This is a genomic window from Enterobacter sp. WCHEn090032, from assembly GCF_003986875.1.
GTDB lineage: Bacteria > Pseudomonadota > Gammaproteobacteria > Enterobacterales > Enterobacteriaceae > Enterobacter > Enterobacter sichuanensis.
Genome location: NZ_RXRN01000011.1, coordinates 97,618 through 111,377, shown reverse-complemented (window position 1 = coordinate 111,377; position 13,760 = coordinate 97,618). Strand labels below are relative to the sequence as shown.

Sequence of the window (13,760 nt, the reverse complement as noted above, 5' to 3'; positions counted from 1 at the left end):
GGCTCACGTTTTCTCAGAGTAGCCGCGGCAGAGCGCCCACAGCTCGGTGTATTTGTTGAAAGTATACTGGGCATTCACCACCGCCAGTAACCACCCCTGTTTACCGTCCAGTATGCCGCCACGCAGCAATAGCGTCTTCAGAAACGCCCCCAGCGTGTGGGTGAAGATTCCGGTCAGCGTGGTCTTTTTACCGCGCTGGTGACGCTCCTGCGCCCATGCGGTGGCGTAGTTAAGCTGTTTACGCTGGAAGCTGGCGAAATCCCGACAGGTCAGGTGCAGCAGATCGCCCGTCAGGGGGATCACCTGCGCGCTACCGCAGTCCAGAGATTCATGGACCAGGTTGTCGTTGTACTGGTAACGTTCGCGCTCGTAGAGGCGCATCACACGGTCTGGATACCAGCCGCTGTGGCGCATAAACCGGCCGAGGAAGTAGTTGCGGCGGGCAATGCTGTATACCGCGCCAGGCTGAGGCGAGGCAAGCACCGCCTGAATGGCCTGCTGAAGTTCTGGCGTGACGCGCTCGTCAGTATCGAGCATCAGGACATAATCGCCCGTGGCGTATCCCTGCGCGCGCTGGCGCTGGATGCCATAGCCCTGCCAGTCCGTGTCGATAAAGACCGTGGCGCCCGCTGTCCGGGCAACGTCTACCGTGTTGTCCGTGCTGCCGGAATCGAGCACGACAATTTCGTCAGCCCAGGCGACGGAGGCCAGGCAGTCCGGAAGCAGGTCGGCGGCGTTTTTGGCGATCATCACGACCGACAGACGCGTTGACATTAGTGGCTCCGCTGAGGCAGATAAGGTTGCAGAAGTTGCAGCAGACGGGTGAGTGCGCCCTGGTTCTGATGCAGCACTTCGACGGCATGGCGACCGTACCACAGGCGGTAATCTTCGTCAGTCAGAAGGGTCGAGACCTCTTTGACCACGGAGTCCGCATCGGTCACGGTGATTAAACCCTCGGCCTGCTGCAATTTCGCGCAGATATCTTTGAAGTTAAACGTGTGCGGCCCCATCAGCACCGGAATGGCATGCGCTGCCGGCTCCAGCGGGTTATGGCCGCCGCGCGCCACCAGGCTGCCGCCGACAAAGGCCAGATCGGCAATGCCGTAGAGCAGCATCAGCTCGCCCATCGTATCGCCAATCACCACCTGGGTACTGCCGGAAGGGATCTCACCGCTGCTGCGCAGGGTGTAGCTGAAACCGCCTTTCTGCACCATTTCGCGGGCATCTTTAAAACGTTCGGGATGGCGTGGAACGAGGATCAGCAGTAAATCGGGGAATTTTTCCAGCAGCTGACGGTGAGCCTGCAGGATAATGGCCTCTTCGCCATCATGGGTGCTGGTTGCAATCCAGACCTGACGACGCGGCGCCCACTGGCGACGCAGGGTGATTGCACGAGCAGCAAGTTCAGGGGTAACAGAAATATCAAATTTCAGGCTGCCCGTTACCGCGAGCTGGTTGCGTTTGAGCCCCAGAGAGACAAAGCGGGCGGCGTCTTCTTCGTTTTGCGCGGCAATCAGCGTAATTTTACCGAGCAGGCGACGCATAAATTTACCCAGCTTGCCGTAGCCTTTCGCCGAGCGCTCTGACAGGCGCGCGTTGGCAATCACCAGCGGAATTTTACGGGCATGCAGAGCGGAAATCATGTTCGGCCACAGTTCGGTTTCCATCACGATCACCAGTTTCGGGCGAACGGTATTCAGGAAACGATTCATGGCGCAGGGCAGATCGTAAGGGAGATAGACGTGATGAACGTCTTTGCCAAAAGCGGATAACGCGCGCTCCGAGCCGGTCGGCGTCATCGTCGTGACGGTGATCGGCAACGACGGATAGCGGTGACGCAGGGCGCGAACCAGCGGGATCGCCGCCAGCGTTTCACCGACAGAAACGGAATGCAGCAAAATACCGTCCGGTGCGACTTTATTGCGGCAGAAGCCATAGCGCTCAGCCCAGCGTTTACGATACGCAGGCGCTTTACGGCTACGAAGCAACAGTCTCAGCCACACCAGCGGCTGAATGATGTAGAGCAGAGCGGTATACAACAATTCCAAGCGATTATCCGTTTTTTTAGTTTCGGCGGGCAAATTCTAAGCATTTAAGCCAGGTAAAGCTATCTCTTATGCCAGATACCGTTTCAAACGGAAATAGCGACGACCCAGTCGCCAGTGCTGGCGTAGTCCGCGGGCGTTTTTCCAGATGAGTGTCCAGATGCCGCGGTCGAACAGTTCATGAATGATTTCCCGTTTTTTGCTGAGGTCACCGATGTTGTTAATGGCATGCAGAATGCCCAGCCCTTCTTTTGCAATCTGCCACTGGCAGGCCGGCACCCGGCGTACAGCTTCAGGATAACGCTGGTTGATAACATCCAGCATTTCCAGAATCTTCATGTAATGACGCGCATTACGCATGCGCGTGTCATCCGTTCCTGGCGTGTGGGATACAGAGGCAGAATGGATAAGGTAGTCATAAAAGGTTTCGTCTGTGTACTGCACGCGTTTGGCAGTCAAAAGTACTTCTGTTGTCCACGGGATATCCTGGTGACGCAGTCCATGCTCAAAGGTGAACCCCTGTTCTTTAATAAACGCGTGGCGATAAATATTAAGCCAGGTAACGTGCAGGAATTTACGTGACGCCAGCGCGCGCTGTAACCACGTTGGGCCATCCAGTACCTGAGTGGATTGCAGTTTGTCGGACGGAAATATTTTCTTCGATGGCCTGCCGTCATCGTAGATATATGTGCCGTTGCAGGTCGCCACATCGAGATCGTTCTTTTTGGCCATCTCAAGCAGGCGCGGGTACATGCCCGGGTAAATGACATCATCAATATCCGGGAATGCAACGTACTCACCCGTTGCTTGCGCCAGCCCCGTATTACGGGCCGCGGAGACGCCCTGGTTAGCCTGGTCAATCACCTTGTAGAACGGGAATTCTTTGGCGTACTGCGCAATGATGGCGGAAGAGTTGTCGCTTGACCCGTCGTTCACAACGACCAGCTCCAGACTATCCAGATGTTGAGCTTTGATGCTGTCGAAAAAAGCACTAAGGAATTTTTCACCGTTATAGACGGCGACTACAAGGCTCAATAAAGGTTTGTCGGACATGCTTTCTCCGTTGTGTTCAGGGCAGGTCACCTAATATGGTGATACCATTCGTGCTGTATTATATCTGGTGGATACTAAAAACATATGCCTGGCGGGACAAAGATCCCTTCAGGCGGCAAATTCGCGTCACGCGTGCGAAATTCTTAACAGGAAATGTATGCATATTGTTCACACTGAAGCAGACGGCGGCAAAGGCGGACAGCCTCTGCGCATTATTAACGAATCGCTAGGGATGATTCAGCGTGGCCATCAGGTGACTCTTCTGTGTCCGGAAACCGCGCCGCTGCACGCCCTGGCGCGCAATGCCGGGTTGACGGTGGTCACTATGCCGTTGAAGCGTAAGAACCTTAAAAACCTGCAGTTGCTGCGTCGCTGGCTGAAGGATAACCGACAGTCAATTGACGTCATTAACAGCCATAACTCTGCCGATACCTGGCTGGTGGCGCTGGCGAATTTGACGCTCTCCAGTCCCGTACCGCTGGTGAGAACCCGTCATGCGTCCGGCGTACCGCGTAACAACTGGACGACCCGCTGGCTTTTCCGCACGGCCTGCGCCCATATCGTGACCACCGGGGAGGCGCTGCGCCATCAGGTGGCAAACATTGGCGTGCCGATGTCCCAGAGCACGTCGGTGCCAAGCGGCGTTGATACGCAGCGTTTCCATCCGGGAGATAAGCACCTGGCCCGGGCTCATTGTGGTTTGTCTCAGGATGATTTCTGGCTGGGCGTTGTATCGCATTTGCGCCCGAACAAAGGCCATAGCGTACTGCTGCGCGCCCTGGCGAAAATCGACAATCCGCAGATCAGGCTGGCGATTGTTGGCGAGGGCCCGCACAAAGCGGCGCTGGAGCAGGAAATCACTGCCCTGGGGTTACAGCAGCGCGTAGTCATGGCGGGGCATCAATCCGATCCGGAACGCTGGTTCCCGGCATTTGATATTGCGCTCAGCCCTTCGCACGATATGGAAGGTGTCCCGCAGGGCGTGCTGCAATCGTTAGCCAGCCGCGTTGCGACCATTGCGACGGATGCGGGTGGAACGGGAGATGCGGTGATTAACGGGCAAACGGGATTGCTCATCGCGCAGCGCGACGAAAACGCACTGCACGATGCCATTCTGCAACTCTATGACGACTCAGCCCTTCGCGAGACGCTCGCGCAACAGGGATATGACTACCTGAGCACGCACTTTACCCGGGAATGTATGCTGGACGCGATGGAGAAAGTCTTCTCCGATGCGGTTCAGCGCAGCAAATCACGATAAAGCGCCTGTAGCTCTTTCGCCATTCTGTCCAGGGTGAAGGGCTCGGCAGTTGCACGCGCAGCGGCGGAGTAATCAACACCCTGTTCCCGGCCTTTTAGCCACAGCGAGATGGCCTGCTGGTAGCCTTCACTGTCCAGCGCATCACGCACCCAGCCGTTTTTACCCTCGGTAATCCACTCCGCCGCGCCGCAGCCGTGGCTGGTAAGCAGCGGTAAACCGCAGGCCAGTGCTTCCACGCAGACGTTCGGGAAGGGATCGTAGAGCGTCGGCAGGATAAGCGCATCCGCCGTGCCATACACTTCACGCACGTTGGCCACCGGCCCCAGGAATGTCACGCGTGAGGAAACACCCAATGTCTGCGCCAGTTTTTCGAACTTCCGTGCATGTTTATCGCGCCCGGCAACCAGCAGCCAGACGTCAGGATGCGCCACAATAGCACGCAGCGCGGTAGCGACGCCTTTACGGCTGAAGCCCGACCCAACATACGCCAGCACCGGTGCATTACGGGGAATACCCAGCGCATCGCGCTGCGAAAGGGCACGGACCTCAGGGCTAAACTGAACGGTGTCGACGCCGTTATAGATCACCGTCAGCTTGTCTTCCGGCAGTCCGAAGCGACGGGCGATATCATCACGCACCATCTTCGAATTACAGATCACCTTGCGCAGCTGCGGATGGGTAAACATCTGCGCCTCAGCCTGCAGAATGTAGCGGTGGTACCGGCTGAGCGACTGCGCCCAGCGCGCCAGCGGCGACAGAATGCGGCCATATTGCTCAAGCCAGGTGGCGTGAACCCCGTCGCCCGCCCGGAAGATGGTCGCTCCCGGTATGCGTTCGTGGCTTTGCACAATATCAAACTGCGCAAAATGCGCGGCAGCTTCGGTGGCAAAACCGGACTCACGGGCGATGCGATTACGAAACGGCGGATTGACCGTCAGCGTTTTCCAGCCTGCGGCATCCTCCCACTGGCGGGCAATCAGCGTGACATCAAGCGACGTATCCTGCGCCAGCACGTTCAGCGCACGCGAGACAAAACGCTCTGCGCCACCGTTGGGGTTATAGGTCTGTCGGACAATCGCCAGCTTCATGCAGGGGTTTCCGTTTCCAGGAGCATCGTATCGATGGCGCTCAGCACCTGCTGCGGAGTGATGGCGGTGATGCAGTCTGAGACACCGCTGTCTCCGCAGCCCGCTTTGCCGCACGGCTGGCAGGTGAACCCGGCGACAATCACACGGTAGTTCACCCCCCACGGCGCCCACTTGATGGCACCGGTAGGGCCAAAGATGGCGACGGTTGGCGTACCGACGGCGCTTGCAAGGTGCATCGGCATAGAATCGACACCGAAGTACACCCGCGCGTGCTTCATGAGCGCGCCCAGCTCTTTCAGGTTCAACTGACCGCTTAAATCAAAGACCGGCTGGGTGAGCGCAGCGCGCAGCGCGTCCATGTAGGCCTGCTCTTCTTTTGACGGCGCGGCGGAGAGGATAATCGGCAGGCCGCGCGCCGCCAGGTTATCAATGGTCGCTGCCAGCTTGTTGATATCCCAGGCCTTAAACATCCAGCGCGAGGTCGGGTGAACCAGAATGTAGGATTTACTCGCCAGTCCAAAACCGGCCAGCTTTTCAGCAACGGAGGCTTCCGCTGCGTCGCCGGGGACAAACAGCGTGTGTTTGTCTTCATCGGACTGCGGATGAATGCCGATCCGGCGCAGGGCATCCAGATTGACCTCCACCATATGGCGGCTGTTGTCCTGGAGCGCCGGGTAGAGCGTGGTAAATGATTTCACCCAGCGACGACGTGCAAGACCGCTGCGTTTATCCGGTTTGAAGCCTACGGAGACGCGCGGTTTCAGGCGACGCGCCAGACGCGCGCCGTGCCAGTGTTCGGTCAGGTTAATCAGCACGTCATACTGACGGCCTTTCAGGGTCGTGAGCAGCGTGCGGTAGAGGCGGAATTGTTCAAACCAGCCCTTCTTGCGCCAGTTGCGCCCAATGGTATGGACCTGGTCGATATGCGGATGGCTGGTCAGCATCGCCTGCGTGTCGTCATAGACCAGCGCATCGACTTCCACGTTCGGCCAGTTCTTTTTCAATACGGTGAACACCGGCGAAGTCAGTAGCACGTCACCGTGGTGACGTAATTTAACGATCAGTACGCGCCTGGGTGGACGCTCCGCTGAGAAAAAATCAGACATAAGCTCTCTCTGCTGCCAGCAAAGGCTTTAATTGCGCAAATACCGCAGCGGCACTGAGGTCGCTCAGCTGCGATGAGTGTTCCGGGCGGCAGATATATTGATTTTTTCCATAGCCGCCGATAAGGCCCGGGTCCGTTGGGCCGTAAAGCGTAATATTAGGTCGATCCAGCGCCGCCGTCAGGTGGCTGAGGCCCGTATCCACGGAGACCACTGCCGTAGCGCCGGCCAGCGTCCGGGCGACGCCATCCAGTTTCATGCGCGGCAGAACGTCCACATAATCAAACCCTGCCGCCAGGCGTTTGGCGCGCGCTTCTTCATGGGGAGCGCCCCACGGGAGTTTGATACGTAACCCCGCACTCCCCAGCAGGCCGATCAGTTCGCGCCAGTGCGCCTCCGGCCAGTGTTTGTCGTCGCGGGTCGTCGCATGCAGGAAAATTAAATACGGTGCGCCTTCTTGCTGCGAACTGTGAAGGAAGTGCTGCGAAATGGCGTAATCACCCTGGGTTTCCGGTTTGGCATAACCGAGGCTTTTTGCAAACAGCTCGCGGGTACGTTCGACGGCATGCTGTTGCTTTGCAATGTGGTGACGGCGGTTATAGAACAGGCTCGCCAGCGGTTCGCGGGCGGTCTGCCAGTCCATGCCGTGCTTTATGCCGTGTGCCAGTCGCGTCACCAGCGCGGCGCTTTTGACCAGCCCCTGGGCGTCGATGATGGCATCATAACGCTGCGCCTGTACCGCCTCGCGGAAGGCCTTGCGTTCGGCTTTAATCGGCGCGGAGAACCACGCTTTGCGCCAGCGACGAATCGCCACCGGGATCGCGCGGTCGACCGCTTCGTGCCAGGTGGGGATCTGCGCAAAGCCCTCTTCCACCACCCAGTCAAAACGAATGCCCGGTATGGCCTGCATGGCGTCCGTCAGTGACGGCAGCGTGTGCAGCACATCGCCCATCGACGACGTTTTAACAATCAGTACCCGCATCCGCTATCCTTCTTCGCTCAACAGCAGTTCGTTAAGCTCTTCAAGAACGCGCTGCGGGGTAATGTCGATCAGGCTCTGGTGATAGCCTTCTGCTGCATCGCCTTTGCGCACTTTGTGATAGCCCGTGATCAACCGAATAACGCGCGCTTTATGCGAAAGCGGTGGCGTGAAGTCCGGGCTGCTTGGGCCATACAGCGCAACCAGCGGGCGGTTGAGCGCAGCAGCGACGTGCATCAACCCGGAGTCGTTGGTGACCACGGCTTTACAGGCGGCAATCAGGATCACCGCCTGCTCAAGCTGGGTTTCTCCCGCCAGGTTACGGCACCACGCCTGTTGCTCGGTACTGAGCGTCGCGAGGATTTCGTTGCCCGCCTCGTGGTCTTTGGCCGAACCGAACAGGACAATCTGGTAGCCTTCGTCAATCAGCTGTTTCGCCAGCTCCGCATAGTGATAGTGCGGCCAGCGTTTTGCCGGGCCGAACTCGGCGCCAGGGCAGAAGCCAATCATCGGACGTTCCGACGAAAGACCAAACGCGTTGCAGGTGTGGGATTTTTCACCCTCGTTAACCTGAAGCTGTGGCCAGAGCAGCGGCTGCGGCAGATCTTTCGCGCTGCGCATGACCCCTTTGTCATAGGCCAGCGCCACATAGCGCTCCACCATCAGCGGCCAGGCCTCTTTATCCAGCACGCGCGCGTCGTTCAGCAGGCCGTAGCGCATTTCACCGCGCCAGCCGGTGCGGTGCGGGATGCCCGCAAAGAAAGGCACCAGGGCGGATTTAAAGGAGTTTGGCAGGACATACGCGCGGTCATAGCGCTTCTCGCGCAGGCTGTGGCCGAGTTTACGGCGTTCGCCAATTTCCAGCGCCCCGTGGCCGAGCGGCATCGGAATGGCGTCATTCACTTCCGGCATGCGCGATAACAGCGGACGGCACCACGCGGGTGCCATCACGTCGATTATCGCCTGGGGATAGCGCGCCTTGAGCGTGCGATAGAGACTTTGCGACATCATCATGTCGCCCACCCATGACGGGCCGATCACCAGAATTCTCATACTTACGCGTCGCGGTTCAGCCAGGCCATATACTCCGTTACGCCTTCGGCAACGGTTTTGAACGGTTTGTCATAGCCCGCTTTACGCAGGTTAGTGAGATCCGCCTGGGTGAACGCCTGGTAGCGGCCTTTGAGCTTGTCCGGGAACGGAATGTACTCAATGCTGCCTTTTTTGTGATACGCCAGCGTGGCGTCAGCCACCGCCTGGAACGACTCCGCACGGCCAGTACCCAGGTTGAAGATGCCGGACACGCCGTTCTCCCAGAACCACAGGTTTACGGCGGCCACGTCGCCCACGTAGACGAAGTCACGCTTAAAGCCGTCGCTGCCTTCGAACAGTTTCGGACTTTCGCCATTATTCAGCTGGGTGTTCAGGTGGAAGGCCACGCTTGCCATGCTGCCTTTGTGACCTTCGCGCGGCCCGTAGACGTTGAAGTAGCGGAAGCCGACAATCTGGGAGTTCGCTTCTGGCAGGACCTGACGCACGTATTCGTCGAACAGGAATTTAGAGTAACCGTAGACGTTCAGCGGCTGCTCATATTCGCGGGACTCGATGAAGTCTGAGGTGCGCCCGCCGTAGGTTGCCGCAGAAGAGGCGTACAGGAACGGAATTTCACGCTCGAGGCAGTAGTGCAGGATCTCTTTGGAGTACTGATAGTTGTTGTCCATCATGTACTTGCCGTCCCACTCGGTGGTGGATGAGCAGGCACCTTCGTGGAAGATGGCTTCGATCTCGCCGAACTCTTCCCCTGCCATAATCTGGATAAGGAAGTCTTCCTTATCCATATAATCAGCGATGTTCAGATCCACCAGGTTGACGAACTTGGTGCCGTCTTTCAGGTTGTCAACCACCAGGATGTCGGTGATGCCTTTGTCATTGAGAGCCTTAACAATATTGCTGCCGATAAAGCCCGCGCCGCCGGTAACGATGATCATAACTGTAACCTTTGAAGTGTGAAGCCCGGGGACAATCCCGGACGCTAATGTTTCTATCATATCATTAGTATGGCTGCCCTTCAGCCATTCACCTTCACAGCGCAGGGGTACGCGTGATTTATGCTGCAAAAACGACAAGAGATAATGTGTCATCTCGTCATGAGCTATAGGTTTGGGTAATATGTCCCGAAATTTGCCGAGTCTGGAGAATTGCAATGCGTGGTGATTTTTACAAACAGTTAAACAGCGACCTCGACACCGCACGTGCGGAAGGGTTGTTCAAGGAAGAGCGTATTATCACGTCTGCCCAGCAGGCGGACATCACCGTTGCCGATGGCAGCCATGTGATCAACTTTTGTGCGAACAACTACTTAGGTCTTGCGAATCACCCTGAGCTGATTGCCGCGGCGAAAAACGGCATGGATACCCACGGTTTCGGCATGGCTTCCGTACGTTTTATCTGCGGTACCCAGGACAGCCACAAGCAGCTTGAGAAAAAGCTGGCGAACTTCTTAGGTATGGAAGACGCCATTCTGTACTCCTCCTGCTTCGACGCTAACGGCGGTCTGTTTGAGACCCTGCTTGGCGCAGAAGATGCCATTATCTCCGACGCCCTGAACCACGCGTCCATCATTGACGGTGTGCGCCTGTGCAAAGCGAAGCGCTACCGCTATGCCAATAACGATATGGTTGAGCTGGAAGCGCGCCTGAAAGAGGCGCGCGAAGCGGGCGCTCGTCATGTGCTGATCGCCACCGACGGCGTGTTCTCGATGGACGGTGTGATCGCCAACCTGAAGGGCGTGTGTGACCTGGCGGATAAATATGACGCGCTGGTGATGGTCGATGACTCTCACGCGGTCGGTTTTGTCGGCGAAAACGGCCGTGGCTCCCACGAATACTGCGACGTGATGGGCCGCGTGGACATCATCACCGGTACGCTGGGAAAAGCGCTCGGCGGCGCGTCCGGCGGCTATACCGCTGCGCGTAAAGAGGTGGTTGAGTGGCTGCGTCAGCGCTCCCGTCCGTATCTGTTCTCCAACTCCCTGGCGCCGGCCATTGTGTCTGCCTCCATCAAAGTGCTGGAGATGGTGGAATCCGGAGCCGAACTGCGCGATCGCCTGTGGTCCAACGCCCGTCTGTTCCGCGAAAAGATGAGCGCAGCAGGCTTTACGCTTGCCGGTGCTGACCACGCGATCATTCCGGTCATGCTGGGCGATGCGGTCATCGCGCAGAACTTTGCCCGTGAACTGCAAAAAGAAGGGATTTACGTCACCGGGTTCTTCTTCCCGGTGGTGCCAAAAGGTCAGGCACGTATCCGCACCCAGATGTCTGCGGCGCATACGCCTGAACAAATTGAACGTGCGGTGGAAGCCTTCACCCGCATCGGCAAACAGCTGGGCGTCATTGCCTGAGGACGTAAGATGAAAGCGTTATCCAAACTGAAAGCGGAAGAAGGGATTTGGATGACCGACGTGCCGGAACCGGAAGTCGGTCATAACGATCTGCTGATCAAAATTCGTAAAACGGCTATCTGCGGTACTGACGTTCACATCTATAACTGGGACCAGTGGTCACAGAAAACCATTCCGGTACCGATGGTTGTCGGCCATGAATATGTTGGCGAAGTGGTGGGTATCGGCCAGGAAGTAAAAGGCTTCAAAATCGGTGACCGTGTCTCCGGTGAAGGCCATATCACCTGTGGTCACTGCCGTAACTGCCGCGGCGGACGTACCCATCTGTGCCGTAATACCATCGGCGTGGGCGTGAACCGTCCGGGCTGTTTCGCAGAATACCTGGTGATCCCGGCCTTTAACGCGTTCAAAATTCCGGACAACATTTCTGACGATCTGGCTTCCATCTTCGACCCATTCGGTAACGCGGTACACACCGCGCTCTCCTTCGATCTGGTTGGTGAGGACGTGCTGGTCTCCGGCGCGGGCCCGATCGGCATTATGGCCGCGGCGGTGGCGAAGCACGTTGGGGCACGTAATGTCGTGATTACCGACGTGAATGAATATCGTCTGTCGCTGGCGCGCAAAATGGGCGTGACCCGCGCAGTGGATGTCTCGAAAGAGAGCCTGACCGACGTGATGGAAGAGCTGGGCATGACCGAAGGCTTTGACGTGGGTCTGGAGATGTCCGGTGCGCCACCGGCGTTCCGCACGATGCTGGATACCATGAACCACGGTGGCCGCATCGCGATGCTGGGTATTCCGCCGTCGGATATGTCTATCGACTGGAACAAAGTCATCTTCAAGGGGCTGTTCATCAAAGGCATCTATGGCCGTGAGATGTTTGAAACCTGGTACAAGATGGCGGCGCTGATCCAGTCTGGTCTGGATCTGTCCCCGATTATCACTCATCGATTCTCCATTGATGAGTTCCAGCAGGGCTTTGACGCAATGCGTTCCGGTCAGTCCGGGAAAGTGATCCTGAGCTGGGATTAAACCTGCATGCTGGCACCGCTTTTACGGATGCCAGCATGCTTTCATAGCCGTTTGACTTTCCAGACGTTACTTGTTAACTTTTGGCGAAATTTTCTCCATTCTGTCTTCTCCGCACGTTCATTCTTGCAGTTAAAATGATTACGTCAGGAAAGATGTTGCCAGGCTAATCAGGTCATTATGTCCACACTGTTTTCACAGAAGTTGGTTGAGACACCTTCGCGATTTACCACTTTCATTACCGTTGTTATCTCTTTGCTAATAGTCATAGGCGTTAATATAACACATGCTAAATATAATGCAGTGATTAACCGGACGCTGGTTTTTGCGCTAATATTGCTGACGTTAAAATGCATAAACAATAAATTAATCAGGAATGTACTGGCGGTTATTTTATTAATTCCGGTGGCGGCAGATATTACTTTACAGTTATATGCATGGAGTAATTTCGATTCTGCTTTCAGTTATGGGTTTGCGCTGAGTGTACTCAATACAACGCCGGGTGAAGCAGGTTCAATGCTCGGATTGTACTGGCGCGATTGCCTCATTTTTATCGTCCTGTCCGCGTTGTTTATTTATGCTGCCAATACCGGCATGTGGCCTGTCGCCTCGCGTTTCCGTCGCTGGCCCGCCATTGCGCTTGCCGCCACGCTGCTGGCTTTCTTTGGCCAGGCTTTACAGCATCAACTCAGGAAAAGCAGTGTTGAAAGCCTGGCGCAGCGCGTGGTTCAGGCGACACCAGTCAGCACGGCAAAAGTTTTTATGCAGGCTATCGAAGATAATGCTGTCGTGGCCAACATCGGTAACAATATTCCTGATTATAAACTCACGCTATCTGATACCGGCATTGAGAACTATGTGTTGATTATTGGTGAGTCTGAGCGTACGGCAAATATGGGTATTTATGGTTATCAACGGGATACGACACCAGAACTGGAAAAGCAAAAATCTCAACTTTTACTGTTCCGCAATGCTGTAACGCCTGCACCTGTCACGATTATGGCGGTACCTTTGGCGTTGACTGCGGATACCGTGAATGCCCGTGATCCGCGCAAATATGGCGATAATGTTGTCAATGTTGCTAACAAAGCGGGATATGAGACTTTCTGGTTTAGTCGCCAGGGCAAAGGAGGAGCGCATAACAATGTCATTACCGGGATTGCCCTGAACACGAAGCAGCATGAATGGATTGACGGAGGCTACGACGAAGACCTTCTGCCATTGTTGCAAAATGCGCTAAAAACGCCGGGCAAAAAAATGATCGTTCTGCATTTATACGGAAGCCATGAGCCTTCCTGCCGACGTTTCCCCACCAGCCAGATGGTACTGCACGGTGATAATGAAGCCGATGACTGTTATGACAACTCGGTGCGATATACAGATACGTTGATGGGCAAAATCTTTAGCCTGCTGGAAAACACCCGTTCATCAGTCATGTATTTCTCCGACCATGGCCTGATTCGCGATCCGAAGCGTGCTGTAGCATACTCCCACGGTAACGTTAATCCACCACGGGAGGCTCTGCAAATCCCGGTGTTTATCTGGTACGGACGGCAGGTGGACTCCGATAAGCAGTACACCGGGGATTACAATACCGTATGGTCAGCTGATGATATTAATACGCTGGCCGAGCTGTGGCTTGGGATCCATCGTCAGGGAGAACCCGTCCAGTCTGTACACTCCTGGCTTGCCGGTTACAACAAGAACGTAACCGTGCTTGACACGACAGGCAAGTCTTATGAATGGCGAAATATTCGTTAACGCAGGTGCGATAAGCTTGTTTTTATTAGGGTGCTAAC

At 56.2% G+C, this 13,760-nt stretch carries 12 protein-coding genes; 4 read left to right on the top strand and 8 right to left on the bottom strand.

Annotated elements, in window-relative coordinates; translation table 11 throughout:
• Nucleotides 1-3: 3 nt before the first annotated feature.
• The 3 genes from EKN83_RS11660 to EKN83_RS11650 all read right to left on the bottom strand — a co-directional run bounded on the left by EKN83_RS11660 (nt 4) and on the right by EKN83_RS11650 (nt 3,098).
• Nucleotides 4-774 carry a glycosyltransferase family 2 protein gene (locus EKN83_RS11660; protein WP_126800962.1) on the bottom strand — a complete coding sequence of 257 codons (771 nt, stop codon included), beginning with the start codon at nt 772-774 and terminating at the stop codon, nt 4-6.
• Nucleotides 774-2,048, bottom strand: coding sequence for a lipid IV(A) 3-deoxy-D-manno-octulosonic acid transferase (waaA, locus tag EKN83_RS11655; protein ID WP_025758451.1), 1,275 nt, complete (start codon nt 2,046-2,048; stop codon nt 774-776). The genes EKN83_RS11660 and waaA overlap by 1 nt, the downstream gene beginning before the upstream one ends.
• A gap of 66 nt (nt 2,049-2,114) precedes the next feature.
• Nucleotides 2,115-3,098, bottom strand: a complete 984-nt coding sequence (locus EKN83_RS11650) for a glycosyltransferase (RefSeq protein ID WP_126800961.1) — start codon at nt 3,096-3,098, stop codon at nt 2,115-2,117.
• 157 nt (nt 3,099-3,255) lie between these two features.
• Here EKN83_RS11650 and EKN83_RS11645 point away from each other — a divergent pair, with 157 nt between their 5' ends.
• Nucleotides 3,256-4,359, top strand: coding sequence for a glycosyltransferase family 4 protein (locus EKN83_RS11645; RefSeq protein ID WP_126800960.1), 1,104 nt, complete (start codon nt 3,256-3,258; stop codon nt 4,357-4,359).
• On the opposite strand, the gene EKN83_RS11640 is transcribed toward EKN83_RS11645, so the two are convergent.
• From EKN83_RS11640 to rfaD, 5 genes are read right to left on the bottom strand one after another with little or no spacing between them, the layout of a single operon-like run.
• Nucleotides 4,338-5,447, bottom strand: coding sequence for a glycosyltransferase family 4 protein (locus tag EKN83_RS11640; RefSeq protein WP_126800959.1), 1,110 nt, complete (start codon nt 5,445-5,447; stop codon nt 4,338-4,340). The two genes, EKN83_RS11645 and EKN83_RS11640, sit on opposite strands and share 22 nt — an antisense overlap.
• Entirely contained in the window at nt 5,444-6,553 is a 1,110-nt protein-coding gene (rfaQ, locus tag EKN83_RS11635; protein ID WP_126800958.1) for a putative lipopolysaccharide heptosyltransferase III, read from the bottom strand. The genes EKN83_RS11640 and rfaQ overlap by 4 nt, the downstream gene beginning before the upstream one ends.
• Nucleotides 6,546-7,532, bottom strand: coding sequence for a lipopolysaccharide heptosyltransferase RfaC (gene rfaC / locus EKN83_RS11630; RefSeq protein WP_126800957.1), 987 nt, complete (start codon nt 7,530-7,532; stop codon nt 6,546-6,548). The genes rfaQ and rfaC overlap by 8 nt, the downstream gene beginning before the upstream one ends.
• A gap of 3 nt (nt 7,533-7,535) precedes the next feature.
• Entirely contained in the window at nt 7,536-8,582 is a 1,047-nt protein-coding gene (gene rfaF / locus EKN83_RS11625) for an ADP-heptose--LPS heptosyltransferase RfaF (protein ID WP_025758441.1), read from the bottom strand.
• A gap of 2 nt (nt 8,583-8,584) precedes the next feature.
• On the bottom strand, nt 8,585-9,517 hold the full coding sequence (gene rfaD, locus EKN83_RS11620; RefSeq protein ID WP_025758440.1) for an ADP-glyceromanno-heptose 6-epimerase: 933 nt from the start codon (nt 9,515-9,517) through the stop codon (nt 8,585-8,587).
• A 215-nt stretch (nt 9,518-9,732) separates the two neighbouring features.
• Here rfaD and kbl point away from each other — a divergent pair, with 215 nt between their 5' ends.
• From kbl to EKN83_RS11605, 3 genes are all read left to right on the top strand, one after another.
• Nucleotides 9,733-10,929, top strand: a complete 1,197-nt coding sequence (gene kbl, locus EKN83_RS11615; protein WP_025758439.1) for a glycine C-acetyltransferase — start codon at nt 9,733-9,735, stop codon at nt 10,927-10,929.
• A gap of 9 nt (nt 10,930-10,938) precedes the next feature.
• A complete protein-coding gene (gene tdh / locus EKN83_RS11610; RefSeq protein ID WP_021242426.1) occupies nt 10,939-11,964 on the top strand; it encodes an L-threonine 3-dehydrogenase in 1,026 nt (341 codons plus the stop codon).
• A 177-nt stretch (nt 11,965-12,141) separates the two neighbouring features.
• Nucleotides 12,142-13,722, top strand: a complete 1,581-nt coding sequence (locus EKN83_RS11605; protein WP_126800956.1) for a phosphoethanolamine transferase — start codon at nt 12,142-12,144, stop codon at nt 13,720-13,722.
• Nucleotides 13,723-13,760: the final 38 nt, after the last annotated feature.